General features: G+C 70.0%; 22 protein-coding genes. 11 read left to right on the top strand and 11 right to left on the bottom strand.

Annotation, left to right across the window (positions count from 1 at the left end; translation table 11 throughout):
* Positions 1-5 precede the first annotated feature (5 nt).
* A complete protein-coding gene (locus tag R2B38_RS50805) occupies positions 6-1130 on the top strand; it encodes an FAD-dependent oxidoreductase (protein WP_318022982.1) in 1125 nt (374 codons plus the stop codon).
* A gap of 46 nt (positions 1131-1176) precedes the next feature.
* Here the strand turns inward: R2B38_RS50805 and R2B38_RS50800 are convergent, their stop codons facing one another.
* On the bottom strand, positions 1177-1773 hold the full coding sequence (locus R2B38_RS50800) for a hypothetical protein (protein WP_318022981.1): 597 nt from the start codon (positions 1771-1773) through the stop codon (positions 1177-1179).
* Between the two features lie 298 nt (positions 1774-2071).
* On the opposite strand from R2B38_RS50800, the gene R2B38_RS50795 reads away from it, so the two are divergent.
* Positions 2072-3070 carry a L,D-transpeptidase gene (locus tag R2B38_RS50795; RefSeq protein WP_033280649.1) on the top strand — a complete coding sequence of 333 codons (999 nt, stop codon included), beginning with the start codon at positions 2072-2074 and terminating at the stop codon, positions 3068-3070.
* 40 nt (positions 3071-3110) lie between these two features.
* Here the strand turns inward: R2B38_RS50795 and R2B38_RS50790 are convergent, their stop codons facing one another.
* Together R2B38_RS50790 and dacB are read right to left on the bottom strand one after the other, a co-directional pair.
* A complete protein-coding gene (locus R2B38_RS50790; RefSeq protein WP_318022980.1) occupies positions 3111-3398 on the bottom strand; it encodes a DUF6355 family natural product biosynthesis protein in 288 nt (95 codons plus the stop codon).
* 166 nt (positions 3399-3564) lie between these two features.
* Positions 3565-4899, bottom strand: coding sequence for a D-alanyl-D-alanine carboxypeptidase/D-alanyl-D-alanine-endopeptidase (gene dacB / locus R2B38_RS50785; protein WP_318023106.1), 1335 nt, complete (start codon positions 4897-4899; stop codon positions 3565-3567).
* Positions 4900-5109: 210 nt separating this feature from the next.
* On the opposite strand from dacB, the gene R2B38_RS50780 reads away from it, so the two are divergent.
* The 6 genes from R2B38_RS50780 to R2B38_RS50755 all read left to right on the top strand — a co-directional run bounded on the left by R2B38_RS50780 (position 5110) and on the right by R2B38_RS50755 (position 10085).
* Positions 5110-5964 carry a DUF1206 domain-containing protein gene (locus R2B38_RS50780; RefSeq protein WP_318022979.1) on the top strand — a complete coding sequence of 285 codons (855 nt, stop codon included), beginning with the start codon at positions 5110-5112 and terminating at the stop codon, positions 5962-5964.
* A gap of 224 nt (positions 5965-6188) precedes the next feature.
* Positions 6189-7064, top strand: coding sequence for an RNA polymerase sigma factor SigF (locus R2B38_RS50775; RefSeq protein ID WP_318023105.1), 876 nt, complete (start codon positions 6189-6191; stop codon positions 7062-7064).
* 52 nt (positions 7065-7116) lie between these two features.
* On the top strand, positions 7117-7560 hold the full coding sequence (locus R2B38_RS50770) for a hypothetical protein (protein WP_318022978.1): 444 nt from the start codon (positions 7117-7119) through the stop codon (positions 7558-7560).
* 61 nt (positions 7561-7621) lie between these two features.
* Complete coding sequence (locus R2B38_RS50765; protein WP_318022977.1) at positions 7622-8431, top strand: alpha/beta hydrolase; 810 nt, start codon at positions 7622-7624, stop codon at positions 8429-8431.
* The gene (locus R2B38_RS50760) at positions 8431-9726 is read left to right on the top strand and encodes a PP2C family protein-serine/threonine phosphatase (RefSeq protein ID WP_318022976.1); all 1296 of its coding nucleotides are present in this window, start codon (positions 8431-8433) and stop codon (positions 9724-9726) included. The genes R2B38_RS50765 and R2B38_RS50760 overlap by 1 nt, the downstream gene beginning before the upstream one ends.
* Complete coding sequence (locus tag R2B38_RS50755; protein ID WP_033280655.1) at positions 9723-10085, top strand: STAS domain-containing protein; 363 nt, start codon at positions 9723-9725, stop codon at positions 10083-10085. The genes R2B38_RS50760 and R2B38_RS50755 overlap by 4 nt, the downstream gene beginning before the upstream one ends.
* A gap of 4 nt (positions 10086-10089) precedes the next feature.
* Here the strand turns inward: R2B38_RS50755 and R2B38_RS50750 are convergent, their stop codons facing one another.
* From R2B38_RS50750 to R2B38_RS50720, 7 genes are all read right to left on the bottom strand, one after another.
* Positions 10090-11022 (bottom strand): anti-sigma factor RsbA family regulatory protein, encoded by a 933-nt coding sequence (locus R2B38_RS50750; protein WP_318022975.1) that lies wholly within the window; start codon positions 11020-11022, stop codon positions 10090-10092.
* Between the two features lie 171 nt (positions 11023-11193).
* Positions 11194-11544, bottom strand: coding sequence for a PRC-barrel domain-containing protein (locus R2B38_RS50745; RefSeq protein ID WP_033280657.1), 351 nt, complete (start codon positions 11542-11544; stop codon positions 11194-11196).
* A gap of 49 nt (positions 11545-11593) precedes the next feature.
* Positions 11594-11764 (bottom strand): hydrophobic protein, encoded by a 171-nt coding sequence (locus R2B38_RS50740; protein ID WP_078652406.1) that lies wholly within the window; start codon positions 11762-11764, stop codon positions 11594-11596.
* A gap of 101 nt (positions 11765-11865) precedes the next feature.
* Complete coding sequence (locus R2B38_RS50735) at positions 11866-13260, bottom strand: hypothetical protein (protein WP_318023104.1); 1395 nt, start codon at positions 13258-13260, stop codon at positions 11866-11868.
* A gap of 152 nt (positions 13261-13412) precedes the next feature.
* Entirely contained in the window at positions 13413-13868 is a 456-nt protein-coding gene (locus R2B38_RS50730; RefSeq protein WP_318022974.1) for an RpiB/LacA/LacB family sugar-phosphate isomerase, read from the bottom strand.
* A 122-nt stretch (positions 13869-13990) separates the two neighbouring features.
* A complete protein-coding gene (locus R2B38_RS50725) occupies positions 13991-16600 on the bottom strand; it encodes a ricin-type beta-trefoil lectin domain protein (RefSeq protein WP_318022973.1) in 2610 nt (869 codons plus the stop codon).
* 208 nt (positions 16601-16808) lie between these two features.
* The gene (locus tag R2B38_RS50720; RefSeq protein ID WP_318022972.1) at positions 16809-17381 is read right to left on the bottom strand and encodes a dihydrofolate reductase family protein; all 573 of its coding nucleotides are present in this window, start codon (positions 17379-17381) and stop codon (positions 16809-16811) included.
* A gap of 200 nt (positions 17382-17581) precedes the next feature.
* Between R2B38_RS50720 and R2B38_RS50715 the strand changes: the two genes are divergently transcribed.
* From R2B38_RS50715 to R2B38_RS50705, 3 genes are all read left to right on the top strand, one after another.
* Complete coding sequence (locus R2B38_RS50715; RefSeq protein ID WP_318022971.1) at positions 17582-18313, top strand: MgtC/SapB family protein; 732 nt, start codon at positions 17582-17584, stop codon at positions 18311-18313.
* A gap of 223 nt (positions 18314-18536) precedes the next feature.
* Complete coding sequence (locus R2B38_RS50710; protein ID WP_318022970.1) at positions 18537-19259, top strand: alpha/beta hydrolase; 723 nt, start codon at positions 18537-18539, stop codon at positions 19257-19259.
* Between the two features lie 209 nt (positions 19260-19468).
* On the top strand, positions 19469-21025 hold the full coding sequence (locus tag R2B38_RS50705; protein WP_318022969.1) for an oxidoreductase: 1557 nt from the start codon (positions 19469-19471) through the stop codon (positions 21023-21025).
* Positions 21026-21111: 86 nt separating this feature from the next.
* Here R2B38_RS50705 and R2B38_RS50700 read toward each other — a convergent pair whose 3' ends face one another.
* Entirely contained in the window at positions 21112-21771 is a 660-nt protein-coding gene (locus R2B38_RS50700; RefSeq protein ID WP_318022968.1) for an MSMEG_1061 family FMN-dependent PPOX-type flavoprotein, read from the bottom strand.
* Positions 21772-21891 lie beyond the last annotated feature (120 nt).

Below are 21891 nucleotides of genomic sequence, written 5' to 3'. Positions count from 1 at the left end.
CGTTCATGAGGAGCGATTCCGGGAGGCGGCCTCGACGGGTCGCGGTCGTCGGCGTGGGCATCCTCGGAGCCTGCGTGGGCTGGAACCTGGCCCGGCGCGGTGCCGAGGTGGTCCTCGTCGACGCGGGCCGACCGGGCGAAGGCGTCACCAACTGGTCCTTCTCGTGGGTCAACGCTAGCAACAAGACCGTGCGCAGGTCCTACTTCGACCTGAACGTCGCGGGCATGGCGGCGCACCGTGAGCTCGCGGGGACGATCGGGGCGGACACCTGGTGGTACCCCACCGGCCATCTGCGCTGGGCGGACGATCCCGCGGCCGAGGCGAGGTTCCTGAAAACCGCTGAACTGCTGGGCAGTTGGGGCTACCGGGTCGAGGTGTCCACGGGGGCCGAGGTGCGCCGCCGCCTCGAACCGGCTCTCGCGCTGCCCGACGAGGTTCCCGTCGTGCTCTACCCCGACGAGGCCTGGGTGCACGGACGCAACCTCGTCGACCGTCTGGTCGGCCAAGTCGTCGCAGGAGGGGGTGAGTTACGGCCGGGCATCGAGGTCCGTGACATCGGGACCGGTCCCGACGGGAGCGTCCGGACCGTCTCCCTGTCCGACGGCAGCCGCCTCGACGTGGACACCGTCGTGAACGCGGCGGGCCCGGGCGCCTCTCATGTCGCCGGGCTCGTCGCACGGCAGTTGCCGATGCGCAGGGAACCGGGCGTCGTCACCCGGATCGACTGTGCGCGGCTCCCGATCCACCGGGCCGTGCACGCGCCGCACATCGAGATGCGTCCGGACCAAGACGCGTCGATGGTCCTCCACAGCCGTGAGACCGACGCGCTCATCGACACGGGCGAGGAACCGGCGCAACTTGCCCTGCTGCTCCATGAGTTGGCCCGCAGCGTCGTTCCCGACCTCGCCGACTCCCGCATCGCGCAGGCACGGGTGGCGCACCGGCCGATCCCGGCCGACGGTTTCCCCTCGGTGGGAGCGGTACCGTCCGTGCCGGGCTACTACGAGGCCGTCTCCCACAGCGGCATCACACTCGGGCCGGTGCTCGGCCGGCTGCTCGCGGCGGAGATCCTGGACGGGGAGCGGGACGAACTGCTCGCGGAGTTCCGGCCGGAGCGGTTCCCTCAGTGAGAGCCCGGGTGCGCTCGGTGCCGACGTGACGCGGCACGGCGATCGTCTAGATCGTGCGACGGCGCAGGAGTCGCTCGCGTATGAGCCGGCGACGGTTGTCGTCGGTCTCGTCCACGGGTATCGCGGGCGCCGGCCTGCTCCGCTGGGCTCGTAGCCCGGCGCCGTAGGCGTCCGTCTGTTTGTGGACCGTGTCAGGTCGGGGATCGGCAGGCCAGACGATGAGCAGGTAGTCCTCGACGGGTTCGGAGGTGACGCCGTCGGGAGCGGTGTCACGGCCCCGCGCGTGGACCCGGATCCGGTAGGTGCCCGGGCCTTGGGGTGTGAGGTGGGGGAGGTCCGGGGGGTCGTCCATGACGCTGGTGACGCGGAGTGCGCCGGTGAGTGTCTCGACGCTGTGGTCGACGATCTCGTCCCATGCGCCGGAGTCGATGTGAGGTGGCGGACACCGACGCGACTCGACACTGACGTTGACCGGGCCCCCGCTGACGCCGGTGCAGATCACGCCGTGCCCGGGCCGGGAGAAGACCAGCCCGTTCGACGTGTCGTACCCCATGGGGGCGCGGTCCTCGGAGTCGGTCAGCTCGAACGCGTGACAGTCCACCTGCACTGTGCCGGAGGCCCTGGTGGGGTCTGGCTCGGTCATGCGTCCAGGGTAGGACCGGTGCCGCCGGTGCCGCCGGTGCGGGGGAGCGACAGGGATTCGGGGGGTGTGCTCGCGATCGGCATACCTCGGCCCTTTCGTGGTAGACGCCAGGGCGGCGGCAGAGATCGCGGTCGGGCGGGGTGCGGCGGCCGGGGGCGTCGGGCACTCGGCGTCATCGATCACTCGGTGCGTACTGAATCTTGAGACACGCTTTGCACGACGCGTGCAACTGAGGCCCCCTCTGTCGCTGTCTGACAATGAGTCGGGCCCGTCGGGGCCGAGGTCGAGGAGCTAGAGAGTGGGGCAAGTCGTGGGACGGCGCAAGGGCAGCATAGGGATCGCACTCGTCACGGGTGCGGTGCTGGTGGGGGCGACTGCCTGTGGCGGGGGTGGCAGCGACAAGGCGAGCGGGGACGACGCGAAGGCGTCGGGCAAGCCGAGCACGAGCGCCTCTCCGTCACCGACGAAGCCCCTGGGTCCGCCGATGCTGCTGGACACCATCACCCCGCAGACGGGAACCACGGTCGGCGTGGCCATGCCGATCTCGGTGATCTTCACGAACCCGGTGTCGTCCAAGGCACGGGCCACGGTCGAGAAGCACATGAAGGTCAGCGCCTCGCAGTCGGTCGTCGGTGCCTGGCACTGGATGGGCGACAAGCGCGTCGACTGGCGCCCGAAGACGTACTGGCCCTCCGGCACGACGGTGAAGATCGACGCCGACATGAAGGGCGTCAGCAACGGCAACGGCCGCTACGGCGTGCACAGTTACACGCACACCTTCAAGATCGGCGACGACGTCCGCGCGGACGTCTCCGTCACCAACCACACCATGAAGGTGACCAAGAACGGCGCGGCGGTGCGCACCCTGTCGATCAACGCCGGCAGCGCCGAGTACCCGACGTGGGACGGCACGATGGCCGTCATCGACAAGCAGAAGAAGGTCCACATGACCTCCTGCAGCGTCGGCATCAGCTGCGACAAGGGCAGCCCGAACTACTACGACCTGACCCTGCCCTGGGACATCCACCTCACCCAGTCCGGCACCTACGTGCACTACTCGACCGGCGACCCGAACCCGGGCAGCGGCAGCGCCCGCGGCTCGCACGGCTGCGTCCACCTGTCGCTGTCGGACGCCGAGTGGTTCTACGGCCAGGTCAAGCAGGGCGACCCCATCACCATCACCGGATCGCCCCGTGGCAAGGCCCCGGCCGACAACGGCTACGCCGACTTCAACCTCGGCTGGGACCAGTGGCTCGCGGGCAGCGGCTCCGGCGAGGGGACGACCGCGGCGCTGTGACGCGCCGCGGTGACGCCACCGGGCAGCACGGCGAACGGTGTCAGCAGGTGCGCCCGGCGTAGTGGGCGCCCTGGATCTTGCGGGCGGAGCCGAGCCAGGTCGTACCGCGCGCGACGCACCGCTCGTAGTCGCGCGCCCGGGCGACCTCGACCTTGATGACGACCCGCGAACCGTCGGTCGTGCAGTGGCGGTAGAAGGCGTCGGACCCGGTCTCGTAGAAGCCGCAGGGGTTGGCCGCCGCGGGACTCGCGGCGGCCACCGCGCCGAGCGAGCCGAGCACGAGGGCGGCGGAACCGAGGGCGCTGGTCACCGTACGACGAAAACGCAAGGGAACTCCTTGGTCAGGGGAGGAAACGGTGCTGGAGAGACTGCCGCACCGACCTGCGTGGTTGGCCGGATGCCGTCGCGTTCACCCGGCGAATCGATTTGTCGTTACGCCGACAGGGTGGTGGTGACGGAGGGACCGCATGGGTCGCCTCCGTCACCACCTCCGCTTACGCCCAGCAGCCGTTGACCGTGGCCGCGAGCCCGTCGAGGGCGTCCTTGGTGGCGTCCGGGGCGGCCGTGGAGTTGTTCTCGATGAAGGAGAAGATCTTCCAGCGGCCGTCCTCGGCCTTCGTGAGGCCGCTCAGCGCGATCGCGCCCGTGAGCGTGCCCGTCTTGGCGCTGACCTTGCCGACCGCGCACTGGGAGTCGGCCGTGTCGAAGCGGCCCCACTCGGGGCCCAGCGTCGAGCCCGCCTCGCCCGCCACGGGGAGGCCGTCCACGATGTACTTCAGGGTCGGGGCGTTGGCGGGGTCGTCGGCCAGGTCGAGGATGTCGGCGATCGTCTGGGCCGGGATGCGGTTGGAGCGGGAGAGGCCGCTGCCGTCGTGGATCTCGTAGTTGGCCAGTGATACGCCGTACTGGGTGAGGACCTGGCGGACGACGGCCGTGCCGTCCTCGAAGGTGGCCGGGCGGCCGGCCGCCAGCGCGGTCATCCGGAGCAGGGTCTCGGCGATATCGTTGTCACTCACCTTGAGCATGTGCTCCACGATGGCCGACAGCGCCGCGGACTCGTGCTGCGCCACGGGGACGGCCCCGGTGCCCGCGGTGGCGTGCGCGACGGTCCCGGTGACCGTGACGCCCTGCCGGGCGACGAGCTTCGCGAAGATCTGGCCGGCGTCCAGGGACGTGTCCGTGACGTGGCGGCCGTCGACCACCAACGCCCGTACGGGGGCGATGGAGTCGGGGTAGTAGCCGTCGTTCCAGCCGGTCGCGAGGGTGGGTTCGGGGAAGAGGCTGTCGTCCACCGTCACCTTCACCGTGGTCAGGCCCGCGTTCTTCAGGCCCGCCACGGCAGTTGTGGCCATCGCGGTGAGGTCGGCGGTGGTCAGGGTGCGGTCCCCGCCGCCGACCAGGGTGAGGGTGCCGTTGTCGTAGACGACCTTCGTGGTGAAGCGGTGATCGGGGCCGAGGATCGTCAACGCGGCCGTGGACGTGCCGAGTTTGGTGTTGGACGCGGGCATCAGCGCCGTGGTCGCGTCATGGCCCCAGATCGGCGTCTTCTCCGTGGAGTCGATGACGACACCGCTGAACGTGCTGCCCAACCGGACGTCCTGGACACGGGTGTTGAGGTTGTCCGCGATCTTCTGCTCCGCCGGGTCGAGCGTCGCGGCGGTGGTCGTGCCGACGGTCTGCCCGGCGGCGAAGGCGGAACCGCCGAACAGGATCGTGCCGGCGACGGGAGCGGTCACCGCGACGACGGCGGCGCGGCGGAGCGCCGGACTGAGGGTTCTGCTCTTGCGGTGGCGTCCGCTGATGCCGTCTACGGAGGGGGAGTTGGGCATGAAGGCCTCGCCGCGGGGTGTGTGGGTGGGGGACAAGATCCAGTGGATCACGCAAAGGAAACTAACAGCTCCGAGTGGCCCGCCGCCGGGCGATCGGCGATGCCGTGTCCCGCGGCGCACATCGAAGCGCCCTCCGGGGGCACGCGGGAGTACGGGACGCGTACCGCGCGTCCGTGTCTCGGCTCGTCCAGTGTTTTCAGGAAAGGCATCATGACCTCGTCGCACACGCACAAGTGGGGCCTCCGGAGGGCGAGTTCGACCGCCCGGAGCAACGCACCGGGAGAGGTCGAGGGCAAGCAGGCGCTCGCCGTCACAGGGCGCGCCGGATTCGTCGCACGCGGTGTCGTGTACGTCCTCGTCGGCGCCCTCGCCCTGCAGATCGCGTTCGGCGGCGGAGGCCGCGAGGCGGACCGGCAGGGCGCGCTGCAACAGGTCGCGGCGCAGCCCTTCGGGAAGTGGATGCTGTGGCTGCTCGTCGTCGGCTTCGGCTGTATGGCGATCTGGCGGGCGTCCGAGGCGCTGCTGGCGAACGGGCCCAAGAACAAGGTCGGTTCACGCCTGATGAACGCCGGCCGCGCCGTGTTCTACGGCTTCGTCTGCTGGGGTACGGCCTCCTTCGCCGCCGGGACCGGCGGGTCGTCCGGCAGCGACGCCAAGTCGCAGGACTGGACCGCCTCGGCGTTGAAACTCCCGGGCGGCCAGGTACTGGTGGGTCTCGCCGGCTGCGTCCTGATCGGCGTCGGCGCGACCCTCGCGGTCCGCGCGGTGATGCGGCGTTTCCTGCGGAAGCTGGAGACCGGGAAGATGAGCCGCCGGGTACGGCAGGTCGTCACCGTCCTGGGCGTGGGCGGCGGCGTCGCGCGCGGTGTCGTGTTCGCCGGGGTAGGCGTCTTCGCGCTGGTGGCCGCGATCCGCTTCGACCCGCACCAGGCCAAGGGCATGGACGCCACCCTGCGCACCTTCGCGCACACTCCGGCGGGGCCGTGGCTGCTGGTCGCCGTGGCCGTCGGCCTGGTCCTGTTCGGCGGTTTCTCCTTCGCCTCGGCCCGCTGGCGCCGGCTGTGACCCCCGGGACCCCCGCACCACGACCCGGTGCGCGGCAACGTCGTAGAACCCATGAAGTGGTGTGAAGAAACCGCGAAATGGTGTGAAACCACGCGCGTTCCCCGTGTCGGCGGAGCCTCGCGGGGCAGGCTTTTCGGCCGACTGCGGAATTGTGAGGTCCGGGGAGACATGGTTGTGCCGGAAGGGGGCACGCGACGTTCGTCCTGTTCTCCAGTTAAGGCGGCATCGTGGCTTCCTCCGTGAAGGCTCCCGAGGCAACTGCTCCTGTCCGCGCGGGAGCACCGGATGTCGTGGACGACCTCCCGTGGATCGAGGACGGGGCCAAGGTCGCTCCCAAGGACGCGCGGGCGATGTCCCGGATGTTCCTCGACCGGCTGCAGGAGCTGGAGGAGGGCACCCAGGAGTACCAGTACGCGCGGAACACGCTGATCGAGATGAACCTCTCGCTGGTGTCCTTCGCGGCGCGCCGGTTCCGCAACCGGGGCAGCGGTGACATGGAGGACGTCATCCAGGTCGGCACGATCGGGCTGATCAAGGCCATCGACCGCTTCGACCTGACCCGCGAGGTCGAGTTCACCTCCTTCGCGATCCCCTACATCCTCGGTGAGATCAAGCGGTTCTTCCGCGACACCACCTGGGCCGTGCACGTCCCGCGCCGCCTCCAGGAGCTCCGGGTCGACCTCGCGAAGAGCAAGGAGACCCTCGGCACGGAGCTGGGCCGCACGCCCACGGTGAAGGAACTCGCCGCGCACCTGGAGCTGACCGAGGACGAGGTCATCGAGGGCCTGGTCGCCGCGAACGGCTATGTCGCCGGGTCCATCGACACCCCGGGCGGCGACGACGAGTCCGACAGCGCGCCGAAGTACGCGGACACGATGGGCGACGACGATCCGGCGCTGGAGCTGTTCGAGGACCTGCACACGCTCGGCCCGCTGCTGCAACAGCTCGACGAGCGGGAGCGGGTCATCATCGAGATGCGCTTCGGCCAGGAGCTGACCCAGGCGGAGATCGGCCGCGAGCTGAACCTCTCGCAGATGCACATCTCCCGCCTGCTCAACCGCACCCTCGCCAAGCTGCGCACCGGCCTGCTGCCCACGTGATCCGCCCGCCCGGCAGTTCCCTTCTCGCGCGGCACCGGAAGGATCACCCCGCATGAGCACCACGAGCACGGACCACGATCCCCTGCACCAGCCCGCCGCACCGATCGTGACGGAGCCCGTGCCCGACCTCCAACTCCAGCTGCTGGTACGGCTGATCGGCCAGGACGCGGAGGCCGCCCTGCCCATCACGCTCACCGTCGGAGGCGCCTTCCTCTACGGCGACCTGATCTCCCACGAGGCCTGGACCACCGACTGGGCACGCAGCCTGCACGGCATGGACGGCTCCGGCGCGCAGCTGTTGGAGCGGTTCCCGCAGCAGGTGGACGAGGTGGTCGCGGACCGGCAGGGCCCTGGCCCGCAACGGCTGCCGCAGTGGATCCATCTGCGCGACGCCACCGGAGTCGCCGGCGGGGGCGGGACCGCCGTCCTGCCCCTGTGGCGCGGCCGGCTCACGGACGTGTCCGGCTGGTCCCTGGGCAAGCCGAAGCAGCCCTGAGACGCCGGTACGGGGTGGGCACGGCAGGTGGAGAAGGAAGCGGTCTGTGAGGATGTGCCGCATGGGTATGCGGAGCAGGAACCATGTGACGGTGTCGGGCCGGCCCGGTGGGCCGGTCGTGATGCTGGCGCACGGCTTCGGGTGCGACCAGCACATGTGGCGGCTGGTGGTACCGCTCCTGGAACGCGACTTCACCGTGGTGCTCTTCGACCATGTGGGCGCCGGACACTCCGATCCGTCCGCCTGGAGCCCCGAGCGCTACTCCACGCTCGACGGCTACACCGACGACGTGCTGGACATCTGCCGTGAGCTGGCGCTCGGCCCGGTGACGTTCGTCGGGCACTCCGTGAGCGCGATGATGGGCGTCCTGGCCGCCGCACGCGAGCCGGAGGCGTTCGCCGGACTGGTGCTCCTGGCTCCCTCACCCTGCTTCATCGACGACCCGGCCACCGGCTATCGAGGCGGGTTCAGCGCCGAGGACATCGAGGAACTGCTGGAGTCGCTGGACGCGAACTACCTGGGGTGGTCGGGCGCCATGGCACCGGTGATCATGGGCAATCCCGAACGCCCGGAACTGGGCGAGGAGTTGACCAACAGCTTCTGCCGCGCCGATCCCGGTATCGCCCGTGTCTTCGCCCGCGTCACGTTCCTCTCCGACAACCGCGAGGACCTCGCCGAGGTGACCGTGCCCACGCTGGTCGCGCAGTGCTCCGTCGACGCGATCGCGCCCCCGGAGGTCGGAGCGTTCGTGCGGTCCCGTATCCCGGGCAGCCGGCTGGTCACCCTGAACGCGACCGGGCACTGCCCGCAGCTCGCCGCCCCGGAGGAAACGGCCGCAGCGATCACCGACTTCGTCGAGGCCCTGCGCTGATGGGCGCGAGCGGCGACGGCGAGAACGGCGATCACCGGCCGTCCGAGAGACCCCAGGGGAACCCGCCCGGCAAACAGCCCGGTGACGACCACGCGGCGTTCTCCGCGCTCCTGGAGGACAGCGCCGAGGACCTGTACGAACACGCGCCGTGCGGCTACCTCTCCACACTGCTGGACGGCACCATCGCGAAGATCAACACGACACTGCTCGACTGGCTCGGCTACGACCACGGCGACCTGGTGGGCCGCAGGACCTTCTCCGACCTGCTGACCGTCGGCGGCCGGCTCTACCACGAGACCCACTTCGGCCCGCTGCTGCGCATGCAGGGCGAGGTCAGCGGGATCGCCCTCGAACTCAAGGCGACCGACGGCAGCCGGCTGCCCGTGCTGGTGACCTCCACCGTCAAGACTGGCGGCGACGGCCAGCCGCTGCTGATCCGCACCACCGTCTTCGACGCCCGCGACCGCCGCGCCTACGAGACGGAACTGCTGCGCGCCCGCAAGGAGGCGGAGCTCGAACGCGAGGAACTCAAGCGCCTCAACGCCACCCTCCAGCAGACCCTGCTGCCACCGACTCTGGTGAACGTGCCGGGACTTGATGTGGCCGCGCACTACCACGTGGCCTCCACCGACATGGTCGGCGGCGACTTCTACGACCTCTTCCCCCTCTCCGCCGGGACCTGGGGGCTGTTCCTCGGGGACGTCTGCGGCAAGGGCGCCGCAGCGGCGGCCGTCACCTCGCTGGCCCGCTACACGCTGCGCGCCGCCGCCGTCTACGACCCCGACCCGGTCGCCGTCCTGGGCAACCTCAACACCGTCCTCCACCACGAGTACAACGGCCACGACCCGCGGTTCTGCACCGTCGTGTTCGGGCTGCTCACCCCCGAGGGCGACCGCGGCGGCTTCCGCATCACGCTGGCCAGCGGCGGCCACCCACCCGCCCTGCTCCTGCGCGCCGACGGCAGCGCCGACCATCTGGACACCCCCGGCGGACAGCTCATCGGCGTGCTGCCCGACGCCCATATCGCCACCGCCACCGTCCACTTGGCGGCCGGCGACACGCTGCTGCTCCACACGGACGGGCTCACCGAAGCCCGCCCGGCCCACACCAGGGACGCCGACCGCTACGGGGACGAGGCCCTCCTCGACTTCGCCCGCGCCCTGGCACCCACCACCGCGTCCGACGCCGTCGCCGCGATCCGCGACCTGCTCGACACCTTCGGCACCGGCGTCGACGACGACACCGCCGTCCTCGCCATCAACGTGCCCCGACCCACCAGCGAAGAGCAGCCGTGACCCAACTCGCCATCCGCACCCGGACCACGCCCGCGGGACCTGTCGTCGAACTCACCGGAGAGCTCGACTACGACAGCTACACCCAAGTGCGTGAACTCCTGCCCGAGTTGGCGCTCCAGGACGGCCAGCAGCTCGTCGTCGACCTGACCGGCGTCACGTTCTGCGACTCCAGCGGCATCACCGCCCTGCTCGCGGCCCGCAACCACGCCCTCGCCGCCCGGGCGGCCATCGCGCTGGCCGCGGTCCCCGCGCACATCAGCCGCATCTTCCACATGGTCGGCCTCGACCAGGTCTTCCCGGCCCACGCGACCGCCCAGGACGCCGAAGCGGCCTGGACCCCTCCGGCGAACCGCCGCTGAAGCGTCAACGGGCCAGGTAGAAACGGATGGTTGTGCCGTCCGCGGCCGTATGGACGCGGACGAGATCGGCGACGTAGTGCACCAACAGCAGCCCCCGTCCGCCGGGTTGGTCACGTGACGGCGGCCGTCGCCCGGCCATCGGATCCGTCAGCCGGCCGTGGTCACGCACCTCGCAGACGATCCGCTCGTCCTCGGCCCAGATCCGCAGCGTCCCCGAACCGCCGCCGTGCAGCACGCTGTTGGTGGTCAGCTCCGCGACGGCCAGCGTCAGATCCTGCAGCCGCAGGCCCGCCAGGCCGAGCCGCTCGGCCTCCTGGACCGCGAAATAACGGGACTTGGGGAGTTCTCCCGCGTCGAACACGATGGACGCGGCGCCCGGCGGGTGGGGGAGCGGCTCGTTGTAACGGGCGATCACGCGCTGCGGATCGTAGGCGGAGCTGGGCAGTTGGGCGCCCTCGTCTATGACGACCGGATGGGTGGCGCGGGCGTCGGCGAGCACGCCGGGCTCCAGCCGGTCCGCGTCGTACGGACAGAGGATCGTCACCTCACGCTCCTGGAACGCGGAGTTGATCAGCGCCTCGTGCTGCACGCACGCCGGGTACTCGAGGGCGGTGCGGCCGGGCCAGATCGGCTCTCCGATGATCCGCACCCGGCCGCCGCCGTCATGAGCGTCGGCGAAGGCCCGCAGCACGCCCGGGATGATCCGCCCCGGGTTGCGCCCGACCTCGGACATGTCGAGGAACCGGACGCCGTCGGCGCCCGATCCGAGTCCGGCCCTGATGAGTTCGAGGTGGGGGCCGGGAACGGCGACCGCGACGGCCTCTCCGGCGGCCAGCCCCGCCCGCACGAACGGCACCGTACCGGCCGTGTACTGCTCCTCGCCCCGGTAGAACAGCGCGGGATGCACGAACGGTGCGCCGTCGGCGGCCGTACTCATCGCGCCGCCACCTCGATCCTTGTCGGGCCCGGGCCAGGACGTGTCCATGGAGCGCGGTGACAAGGAGGACGGCGGTCACCGCCCCGGCAGTCTACGGCGGCAGCACGACAGGGTGGTGGGCACCGGCGGAAATGCCGGTGCCCACCACCCTGTCAAGGCGCGAAATGCCGATCAGGCGCGGGGATTCCCGTAGTAGCCGCCGACCCGCTCGTGGTAGCCGGCGTCACCGGGGTGCTTGTCCTTGTCGAACTCGGGGGAGTTCTTGATCTCTTCCTTCGTACGGCCCACGTGGATCGTGCGCTCCGCCACGTCGATGGACGCGATCGTCCCGACGGGCAGCAGCACGTGCTTGCCGAAGATCCACACACCGGTGTCGACGACGATGTACATGGCCCCGACGTCCTCGGAGTGCTTGTCCACCTTGCCGATCGAGCCGTCACTGGCCTCGACCTTGAATCCGGTCAGATCCGTACCGGTCCTGTGGTTCGACTCGGCCTGGTAGTCCCACATGTTGTCCGCCATGTAAACCTCGCTTTATCGTGGGCGAATTTCGAGATCGGTGATGTATCTCCTACCAGCGGTACCAACGTCCTCGAGTACCGCCGGAGCCCGTCGAACGGGCGACGAATCCCAGCAGCCACAGGACGAGAACGACGATTGCGACCCACCAAAGGATTTTGATGGCGAATCCCGCACCGAAAAGAAGCAGTGCCAGGAGAAGAACAAGGATCAGGGGAAACATAGGTATCGACCTCCAGGCGACCGAGTGCCCTGCCGGAAATGAATCATGCGCCGGAGGAAACGAAAAACCGCACCGGGGATCGGGCGTGACCGTGACGCGGTTCAGCTCACGGTGAAGGAGTAGTAGTACGGCGCCAGTTGGATGCCGGAACGGGTCGTCGCGTAGACCGTGAGGGTGTAGTCACCGGCCGCGTCCGGGGTCCAGTCGACGTTCGCGGTGTGGTGCGCGCCCGCGGCGACCGTGACCTCCGGGTCCCCGTTGACGGAGTACGTGTAGCTCGCGACGCCCTTCACCTTCGGGCTGAGCGTGAAGGTGCCGGGGACGCCGGCGCCGCCGCCGGACGCGTTCTCGGGGTAGACGTCCGAGGCGACGGTGGGCGTGGTGTCGTAGGTGATGCCCCAGAAAGTGGCGTCGCTGACCCAGCCGTTGGCGCTCCTGCTGCTCACCCGGAGGGACTCGCCGTAGATGCCGTCCAGCGTGATCTTGGTGCTCGCTGTGCCGTCCGGCCCCGCCGCGACGTCGACGGTCCTGTCGGCGCCCTGTCCGCCGATGAACTCCACGGAGTAGCTGACGACCGGACTCGTCGACTGGAGGCCCGCGTCGGGCTGGAACGTGAAGGTGGTCGGTTTGTCGAACGCGGGCGACGCGACGGCCGGAGTGACGGTGGGCGCCGTGGAGTTGAGGAAGAAGGAGTAGCCGGTGATCGCCGATCCGTTGTATGCCCGGTCGAGGCCGCGCACCCACAGGGTCATCGGACCTGAGGAGCCGCTCGGCGGGAGCAGGCTGATCGTGGCCGAGCCGCCCGGGGCGTCGGCGCGGGTGAAGTATCTCGGGTCGTCGTACGGGTCGACGAACTGCGGGACTCCGTGCTCGCCGATGTTCGCGTAACCGGCGATCGGGAGGTCCTGCTGCCAGGAGTACTCGAACCCGGTGACATCCTCGTCGCCGTTGGCGTTCAGCGTGAACTCGGCCGGGCTTCCGCCCTGACTCCGCGCGCCCTGCGGGTAGTTGGACGAGGAGATGCCGGGCGTGTCCGCCGGACGCGTGTTGTCGATCGCGATGTAACAGGGGGCGGACCAGTCCGATGCCACGCCCCCGGCCACGGTCTGCGCCCGCCACGCGTAGGTCTGCCCGTCGGGGAGCGCGTCGGCGGGCAGGCTGGTGGCGGCCTCGGTTCCGGGGAGTGCGTAGCTGCGGGTGACCGTGGTGGTGTGCGTCGGGTCGGTGACCGGCCAGACCTCGTACTGCACGGTCACCAGGGAGTTGCTGGTCGGGTCGGTGGTCTCTGGAATGCCCTCGACGGTGAGGCCGTTGCCGGCCCAGAGGTAGGTGGGCCGCTCCGAGTCGGTCGAGCAGCTCTGGTTGCCGTTGAACAACTGGGTCGGCGTGACGGGTGTCGCGTCGGCCGCGCTGGCGGGCGACACGGCGGCGGCCAGCGCCAGGCCAAGGGTTCCGACAGAGGCGAGGACGGCACGCGAGCGCGCGCCGAAGGACATGGTCAAGTGATCCCTCCCGTTTGGATGCCCGTGCCACGGCGCCTGGATGCGCACTGGTGTACGGGCGGCGAGGGGATCGTATGGGGGTGACACAGGTCAACGCATGAGGTTTTCACGCAACGGGACATGAACCCCCGCCCGCTCGAACTCGCCTACAGCGCAGGCCTGTTCAGGTCGAGCCGCTCGATGCGGGACACGTTCTCCCGGTCGTCGGCGTCCTCGCTCGCCGCCGCGCCGAACCAGGCGTCGAGGATCTCCTTGAGCAGCGGCTCGGACGTCAGCCGCAGGCTGAGGGCCAGCACGTTGGCGTCGTTCCAGCGGCGGGCGCCGTCCGCCGTGTACGCGTCCGTGCACAGGGCCGCCCGTACGCCCGGCACCTTGTTCGCGGCGATCGACGCGCCCGTACCGGTCCAGCAGCACACGACCGCCTGGTCCGACGCCCCGGTCGCGACCTCGCGGGCCGCCGCCTCCGAGCAGACCGCCCACTGCGGGTCGTCCCCGGGCCGCAACGCCCCGTACGTCACCACCTCGTGGCCCCGGCCGCGCAACACCGCGACGAGGGAACGCGCGACGGGTTCGTCCATGTCCGAGGAAACAGAGATCCGCATGCCCGGAGGCTACTCAGCGGATCGGTCCGGTGCCAGCTCGGAGTGGGCCTGTCGAGCGGCTCCCGCCGGGGCGTGGGCAGTTGAGCCCGTGCCGTCCACGACCCGGCGGGAGCCGATGACGGCTAGGAGCGGCGCCAGATCTGGTTGGCGCCGCCCGTGCAGGTCCAGATCTCCAGCGCCGTGCTGTCGGCCGTGCCGTGGCCGACCGCGTCCAGGCACGTGCCGGAGCCCACGTTGACGACACTGCCGTCGGAACGCACCCGCCACTGCTGGGCCGCGGAGCCGCCGCAGTTCCAGAGGGCGGGCTGGGTGCCGTTGCTCTGGTTGGCGCCGGGGACGTCGACGCAGCGGCCGGACTCCTGGCCCTTGAGGGGCGCCGCGACCGCACCCCGCAGCCAGCTCTGGTTGGTGCCACCGGTGCAGGTCCAGAGCTCCAGCAGGGTGCCCGGGGCGGTGCCACCGGCCGTGGCGTCCAGGCACTTGCCCGAGTTGGGGTTGACCACAGTGCCGTCGCTGTTGACGGTCCACTTCTGGGCGGCGGAGTTGTCGCAGTCGTAGATCTGCACCGGGGTGCCGTCCGTCGTGCCGCTGCCCTTGGCGTCCAGGCACTTCGCGCCGCTGTAGACGGTGAGTTGGCCGGCGGGGGTCAGGGTCCAGGACTGGTTGGCGCCGCCGTTGCAGTCCCAGAGGGCGAGTTGGACGCCGTTGGTCCGGCTCGCTCCGGGGACGTCCGCGCACAGGCCGGACTGGCGGCCCTTGAGGATGCCGCCGTGGTTGCCCGGCGGGTTCGCGGTGACGGACAGGTTGTCGAACTGGTCGGTCTGGTAGCCCACCACGCCGATGCCGACCTGGCCCGCGGCGTACGAACTGTCGTTGGCGGTACCGAGGTTGACGCCGTCGGCCGTGGCGGTGATCTGGTCGCCCGAGAAGCCGAGGGCCAGCGTGTGCCACGCGTGCGTGCCGAGCGCCGCCCGGGTCCCGGAGGCCAGCGTGGTGAGGGTGCCCGCCGCCGAACTCCTGACGATGGACCAGTTGCCCGTGTCGCTCACCCGCAGCAAGTACGCGGCCTGGTGGCTCTGCGGGCGGTTCTGGGTGTTGGCCCGGCCCAACAGCTCGACCGTACCGGCCTGTTGGAGGTTCACGTCGGCCTTGACGGTGTAGTCGGTCCACGTCGGATCGCCGAGCAGCGAGAAGGCGTCGGAGTCGTCCTGCCACTCGATCGGCTTGACCGGCGTCACCTGCTGCACACACTGTCCGCTACGGCCGTCCGCGCACGGGCGCGCCTCGAACGAGCCCTGCATGTCGGACAGATACGTCGCCTCGGTGCCGGTGGCATCGTTGTCGAACGTGTCGCCGTACGGCAGCGCGAGGGCGTGGGCGGCCGGCGCGGTGGCGGTGCCCTTGCCCTGGCCGGTGGTCGTGGTGACCGTGTAGATCCAACCCGGCTGGAGCGTCAGTGAGTACGAGCCGGCGGTCGGGGTGATGTCCTGCGTGTGCGTGAAGTCGGTGGACGGGCTGGGGCTGTTGACCCGGGTCGCCCACACATGCGCCGCACCGGTCGAAAGTCCGCCCCGCACCTGGACGTCGACCGTCTGCGCAGCCGTGGCGGTGGTGGTCTCCAGGACCGTGGAGTAGTCGGAGCCGTTCGGCGACTTCAGCGTCGCGTAGGTGCCGTTGGACTCGGCGCCGCCGAGGTAGCCCGACGCGGAGTCGATGAACTTCCAACCGGGCTGGGCGAATTGGGTGACCTGCGCGGTCGCCCAGGTGTTCTCGCCGATCGCGTAGTTCCCGGACCACGGCGAGTTCGCGGTGGCCAGGCCGACCGTGCCGTAGGGAAGGTTGGGGTAAATGGCCGCGACCAGCGGCCAGTTGAGGTACGCGGTCATGCGGGCGTCGATATACCCGCGCACGATGGAGCGGATCAGCGCCGGTGCTCCGGTGTCCATGTCCAGTGAGCCGTTCTCCGACGCCCACAGTGGTTTGCCGTTGTTCTTCGCCGTGGTGGTGCTGGAGCAGGTGTCCGCGCTGCCGCCGTCGCCGCCCGCGCAGGGGTAGTGGGCGCCGATGACCGACACGGCGTTGTTGAACGCGGCGTTGTTCGCCATGTCGTCCGCGACGCTCCAGCCCGAGTCGTCGCCGACGATCCGCACGCTGCCGTATCCGGCACTGTCGAGGGCGGACCGCAACTGGATGTACCAGTTGACGTCGTGGCCGCGCTCGTTCCAGCCGCCGAGGTAACTGATGGTCAGACCGTGCTGCTTGGCGCAACCCAGCCAGGAGATCAGGTAGTTGATGGTGTCGGTGGACCAGAACCCGCCGCTGATCCAGCCGGGGGCGGCCCAGGCCAGGCCGTACAGCTTGATGTCCGGGTTACGGGCCTTGGCCTGCTCGGCGAGCCAGAACTCGTAGCCGGCGTCGCAGTCGATCTGTCCCTTGGTGTGCTCGATGGACGGCTCCGAGCCGTCGGTGGAGTTGGCGTCCCCGCCGATCTCCAGTTTCAGCAGCTGGAGGTTCGCGCCGTAGCCCGGCTTGAACAGGTAGTCCAGGATCTGCGTCTGCTGGGCGGCCGGATAGTCGCGCAGGAGGCGGGAGTTGCCCCCGCCGCCGCTGATCGCGCCGATCCCGTCGAACGTCCGGCCGCTCTGACCGCCGTCCACGGTGATCGAGGTGGCCGCGGCTGCCGCCCGGGCCGGTTGCGCACCGGCCGAGCAGAGGGCGGCGACCAGGGCCATGACCCATAAGGGCAGAAGGCATCTCAGAGTTCTTCGCACGGTGCCGTCCTTCTCCAGCGGGGGGTGAGGGCAGTCCCGGAGAGCGCTCTCAGGAGCGGGCGGGCGCCGTCCTGACTGTCCGTGGAGGTTTGGGCGACAGTGTGGAGTTGTGTTGAATAGGAGTCAAGGGTCTACACCTGTTGAGATGCCTGCTCCGGCCGAGGCGCGGTCAGCGCACGACGTCGAGGACGTTCAGCTGAAGTCCGTTGGCGTACACGGCGTGCTCGACCAGCTTCAGCTTCTGGGTGTCCTTGTCGGAGGCGGGGAACAGGCGCTTTCCGGCGCCGAGCAGCAGCGGGAAGACGAGCAGGTGGTAGCGGTCGACCAGGCCCGCGTCCGCGAGGCCGTGGTTGAGGGCGGCACTGCCGTGCACGATGATCGGGCCGCCCTTGGTCTCCTTGAGGGCGGCGACCTCGTCGAGGGAGCGCAGGATCGTGGTCTCGCCCCAGTTCGACACGAGCTTGTCGTCGGTGAGGGTGGTGGAGACGACGTACTTCGGCAGCGTCTTGTAGTGCGCGAACTCCTCCATGTCCGGCCACACCGGACTGAACGCCTCGTAGCTGGCCCGGCCCATCAGCATCGCGGCGGACTCCAGCTGCTCCCGCCCCTTGATGTCGAACGACTCGGGCAGGAACTCGACCTCCTTGAAGGTCCAGCCGGAGTTGCGGTAGCCGGGTTCGCCGCCCGGTGCCTCCATGACGCCGTCGAGCGAGATGAAGGCGGTGCTGATCAGGGTGCGCATGGCGGGTCCTCGGGTGGTCGGTGTGCCGGCGGGCTTGTGCGCGGCTCTGTGTGCGGGCCACTCCAGGATCCAACCGACAAAAAAAATTGTCAAGGAGGGGTGAGTTGTCGGAGGTGGAATTGTCGGGTGGGCATGGTCCCGTCCATCCGGGTAGGGGCTCTGTGTCGGGGCGGGGAACCGGAAGGGAAGGGAGGCGCGGGGTGGCCGGACTGGCGGTCCCGTTGTGGGACGTGAGCAATGGGCAGGGGCTGCGCCAACTCGCCGAACTGGGGCTGGCGTTGCTGCTGTCGACCCTGATCGGCTGGGAACGGGCGGCCCAGCAGAAGAGCGCCGGTCTGCGTACGCACACGCTGGTCGGCATCGCCAGCGCGCTGATGATGGAGGTCTCCCAGCACGGCTTCACGAACGTCCTCGGCCTGGACAACGTCTCCTTCGACCCGTCCCGCGTGGCGGCCCAGATCGTCTCCGGGATCGGGTTCATCGGCGGCGGCCTGATCTTCGTACGACGGGACGCGGTACGGGGTCTGACGACCGCCGCCACCATCTGGCTCACCTGCGCGGTCGGCATGGCCTGCGGCGGCGGCCTGCCGATCCTCGCGCTGGCGACGACCGCCGTGCACTTCCTCGTCGTACGCGGATATCCGCGGCTCTTCGCCCGCATGATGCCCGGCGCCGAGGAGGGGTCGTTCGAGGTGCGGCTGACCTACCGGACCGGCACGGCGCTGCTGCCGCAGTTGATGGAGACGTGCACGCGGAGGGGTTTCCGCATCCAGGAGGTCAAGGTCGACCGGTTGCCGGAGCGGGCCGATCCGGCCGCGCGGGTGCTACTGCGGCTGGAAGGCGCGGCCGACGCGGGGCAGCTGACGTCCGAGCTGTTCCAGAACGACGGTGTGACGGAGGTCGAGCTGACGGCGGCCGGTGACGAGGAGTAGGACCGGGCCTAGGGGGGGGCAGGCGGTATCCGCGCGCGGATCCTCCGGGAAAACCCGTTGGCGGATCACGGCGACCGCTGCTACTTTCCGGGAGGCCGTGCGAGAGAACGAGGAGGTGGTACCCGTGAACGAAGTATCGACGTGGGTGCTCTCCTCCGGGGTCACGGTCGGGCGATAGGTCGTCCGGGAGCGCCGTAAAGCTGTCCTCCCGAAAGGCACGACCATGCATGTCACTTCTGAGCGACGCCTCGACGACGGCGTCCTCGAACGCGAGTTCACCCTCGGCGAGATCCCCGGCACCCTGTGGACCCCTGAATCCGTCGCACCGGCCCCGCTGATCCTGATGGCCCACAACAACGGTCTGCCCAAGGCGGAACCCCGGCTGGTGGCCCGGGCCCGGCTGTCCGCGGCGTACGGCTACGCGGTTGCCTCCATCGACGCCGCCGGGTGCGGTGAGCGGCCCCGTTCCGCCGCCGGCGAGCAGGCCCGTGCCGACCTCCGCCGGGCGATGAAGGCCGGCGAGCCGGTCGACGAGATCTTCGAGTCCCTGGTCGGTCCGCTGGTCGAAAACGCGGTCCCGGAATGGCGCCTGGCTCTGGACGCTCTCCTCACGCTGCCCGAGATCGGCGGCCCGGTCGGCTACTCGGGGTGGACCGCCCTCGGCATCCGGCTGGCGGTGCTCGAACCGCGCATCGCGGCCGCCGGGTTCTTCGCCGGAGGGTATGTGCCGCGCGCCCAGCGTGAGGAAGCTCGGCAGGTCGGCATTCCGTTGCTGTTTCTGCTGCAGTGGGACGACGAGGGGAACCCCCGGCAGCGGGCCCTGGACCTGTTCGACGCGTTCGGGAGCAAGGAGAAGACGCTGCACGCGAATCTGGGCGGGCACATCGGCACGCCGTGGTTCGAGCGGGAGGACGGGGACCGGTTCTTCGGGCGGCACTTGAAGTAGGGGCGGGCTGTCGGCCGACGGGTCGGCGGCGGGCGTAGATGTGCGATCGCCCCGGTCGTGGGGGTACTGGGCAGTGCGGTATCACCACGATCGGGGTGGCGCTCGGTCGCCGGCGCCGTGAAGTACCCGGCGGCCTGTGTTCTGCGCGGTGAGGCGGTCGTGTTCTGTGCGGTGAGGCGGGCGCGGAGGATGATCACTACTCTGAACCGGTGCTCTCATATGGCGAGTTGACCCCACCGGAGCGTGAGCTGTGGGATGCGTTTCCCGAGGGGCTGCGGGTGGACCTGCGCGCGGGTGTGCCCGAGGAGGACCGTGTCGCCGGGGGCGGGCAGTGGGGTCCCGGGCGGACGGTTCGGGCCGCGGTGATCGTGGCGCTCCTGCTGGGTGCGAACACGGTGCAATCGGGCGTCGTGGCGTGTCTGAGGCTTGCCGGGGCGCGGATATCCGGGCAGCTCAACCTGGCCGCCGCGCAGGTCGCTCATGCCCTCTGGCTTGAGGACTGCTGGTTCGAGGAGGGCGTGGACCTCTCCGGAGCGTCGACCCAGTCGATCGCGATCGTGGGCAGCCGGCTGCCGGGCGTGGAAGCCGGCTTGATCCGTGTCGAGGGACGCCTCGACCTGCGGCGCTCGCGCGTGGAAAGCGGCTCCGTCTCGCCCCTTCACCGCAGGGTCACCGCCCTGTCGCTCATCAACGCCCACGTGAGCGGCGCCGTGAATCTCAGAGGCGCAGAGATCACCGCACCCGGGGAATGGGCGGTGTCCGCCGGCGGACTGGTCGCCGAGGGCGGCGTCTACTGCGCGGACGGATTCGTCGCGCATGGTGAAGTCCGCCTCATGGGGGCACAGTTGCCAGGCGGACTACACATGCGGGGCGCACTCCTGGACCGCCCCGGCCGGCGCGGGGTCGCGCTCGCCCTGGACAACGCCGTGGCCTCGACGCTCGACTTTTCCGGCGGGTTCACCGCGAACGGGACCGTACGGCTGCGGGGTGCCCGGATCTCGGATCTCCTGACCTTTGAAAGAGCCGTCCTCAACGGGCCGCCCGAGGGCCACGGCCCGTCATTGGTCGCCCTGCTGATGCAGGCGGTCGATTTCGACTTCACCCTCGCCCGGGAACCGTCCGCCGCCGTGGATCTGCGGGGCGCGCAGGTCTCCTACCTCCACGACAGCGACCACAGCTGGCCGAAGGTGGTGGAGCTGGACGGCTTCGTCTACGGCTCCATCAAGGTGGATGAGGCAGGCGAGCGGCGGGAGGCCGTGGGACGGCGGAACTCCGTGGCCCGCCGCGTGGCGTGGATACGGCGCGGCCCCGGCTACAACCCCCAGCCCTATGAGCAGTTGGCGAACTGGTACCGGAAAGCCGGCCACGACAACGACGCCCGCCGCGTACTCCTGGCCAAACAGCGCCATCGGCGTCGAACTCTGTCCCCGGCCGCCCGCGTGTGGGGGCACCTGCTCGACGTGACCGTCGGCTACGGCTACCGCCCCTGGCTGGCCGGCGTCTGGCTCCTCGCGCTGACCCTGCTGGGCACGCTCTCCTTCAGCACGCACGCCCCCACCCCGGTCCAACGAGGCGAAGGCGCCCCGTTCCAGCCCCTCGTCTACACGCTCGACCTCTTGATACCGATCGGCGGGCTGGGCCAACGCACGGCCTGGTACTGGTCGAACGGCGGTCTCCAGTGGCTGGCCTACCTGCTGATCGCCTTCGGCTGGGTGCTGACGACCGCGGTGATCGCGGGTGTGACCCGCGCTCTGCAGAAAAACTAGGGGCCGCAGAACCAGGGGCTGCCTGGGGTCGTGATCATTGCGGTGTGGTGGCGGGCTGGTGGTTCAGCAAACGCGGGTCGGCCCGGTCACTCGTACCGGTACTTCAGCGAGTCCGCCTCCGACTGCTCGATGTCGGCGATGGTCAGCTCCGGCATCCGGAGTTGGGCCAGTGTCACCTCGGCCGAGGACGGCTGGGCGTCCGCCGGCAGCCATTGGTCCGGCTTCCAGGCCGCGCCGCGCAGGAGGGCCTTGGGGCAGTGCGGGTAGACCTCGTCGATGCCCACGACCAGCGCACTGGCCGGCGGCTTGCCCACGGCTGTCAGCTGCGACAGCAGCTCCGGGTCGGTGGAGATACAGGCGCGGCCGTTCACCCTGAGTGTCGTGGTGCGTCCCGGGATGACGAACAGCAGGCCGGCCCGTCCGGTGTCGACGATGTTCTGCAGGGTGTCCAGACGCTTGTTGCCGGTCGCGTCCGGAATCGCCACCGTCCGTGCGTCCAGGACGGCGACGAACCCGGCGGGGCCGCCGCGCGGGGAGACGTCACAGTTGCCGTCGGCGTCCGCGCTGGCGACCATGACCAGCGACGAGCAGCCGATCAACCGCCGTGTCTGTTCGGTGAGTTCGGTCATCTGCTTCCGTGCGGCCGGGTCACGCGGGAGTCCGTAGACCTGGCGCAGCGCCTCCTGGTCGCGCACGGCGCCGAGGCGGATCGAGTCGAATGCACTGCCGACAAGGGGTGAGGTCATGCCTCCGAGCCTAACGAGCCGGCCTGCGATGTGACCTTGGCCGGTGAGTGCCGGTGCGTGCAGATGGCCACGAGAGCTGCCGAACTGGTCTTCGCTGACCGGCTCTTGGCGACGCTGGTC

Origin of the sequence: Streptomyces sp. N50 (assembly GCF_033335955.1) — a bacterium.
GTDB lineage: Bacteria > Actinomycetota > Actinomycetes > Streptomycetales > Streptomycetaceae > Streptomyces.
Note: the sequence above shows the minus strand (reverse complement) of the source record. Positions and strands in the feature narration are given on the sequence as shown.

Excerpts from the sequence above, each read along its gene's own strand:
- R2B38_RS50805 (WP_318022982.1), top strand. The coding sequence starts at position 6 with ATGAGGAGCGATTCCGGGAGGCGGCCTCGACGGGTCGCGGTCGTCGGC.
- R2B38_RS50800 (WP_318022981.1), bottom strand. The coding sequence starts at position 1,773 with ATGACCGAGCCAGACCCCACCAGGGCCTCCGGCACAGTGCAGGTGGAC.
- dacB (WP_318023106.1), bottom strand. The coding sequence starts at position 4,899 with ATGCCCAACTCCCCCTCCGTAGACGGCATCAGCGGACGCCACCGCAAG.
- R2B38_RS50780 (WP_318022979.1), top strand. The coding sequence starts at position 5,110 with ATGACCTCGTCGCACACGCACAAGTGGGGCCTCCGGAGGGCGAGTTCG.
- R2B38_RS50770 (WP_318022978.1), top strand. The coding sequence starts at position 7,117 with ATGAGCACCACGAGCACGGACCACGATCCCCTGCACCAGCCCGCCGCA.
- R2B38_RS50765 (WP_318022977.1), top strand. The coding sequence starts at position 7,622 with ATGGGTATGCGGAGCAGGAACCATGTGACGGTGTCGGGCCGGCCCGGT.
- R2B38_RS50760 (WP_318022976.1), top strand. The coding sequence starts at position 8,431 with ATGGGCGCGAGCGGCGACGGCGAGAACGGCGATCACCGGCCGTCCGAG.
- R2B38_RS50750 (WP_318022975.1), bottom strand. The coding sequence starts at position 11,022 with ATGAGTACGGCCGCCGACGGCGCACCGTTCGTGCATCCCGCGCTGTTC.
- R2B38_RS50745 (WP_033280657.1), bottom strand. The coding sequence starts at position 11,544 with ATGGCGGACAACATGTGGGACTACCAGGCCGAGTCGAACCACAGGACC.
- R2B38_RS50740 (WP_078652406.1), bottom strand. The coding sequence starts at position 11,764 with ATGTTTCCCCTGATCCTTGTTCTTCTCCTGGCACTGCTTCTTTTCGGT.
- R2B38_RS50735 (WP_318023104.1), bottom strand. The coding sequence starts at position 13,260 with ATGTCCTTCGGCGCGCGCTCGCGTGCCGTCCTCGCCTCTGTCGGAACC.
- R2B38_RS50730 (WP_318022974.1), bottom strand. The coding sequence starts at position 13,868 with ATGCGGATCTCTGTTTCCTCGGACATGGACGAACCCGTCGCGCGTTCC.
- R2B38_RS50725 (WP_318022973.1), bottom strand. The coding sequence starts at position 16,600 with ATGGCCCTGGTCGCCGCCCTCTGCTCGGCCGGTGCGCAACCGGCCCGG.
- R2B38_RS50720 (WP_318022972.1), bottom strand. The coding sequence starts at position 17,381 with ATGCGCACCCTGATCAGCACCGCCTTCATCTCGCTCGACGGCGTCATG.
- R2B38_RS50710 (WP_318022970.1), top strand. The coding sequence starts at position 18,537 with ATGCATGTCACTTCTGAGCGACGCCTCGACGACGGCGTCCTCGAACGC.
- R2B38_RS50700 (WP_318022968.1), bottom strand. The coding sequence starts at position 21,771 with ATGACCTCACCCCTTGTCGGCAGTGCATTCGACTCGATCCGCCTCGGC.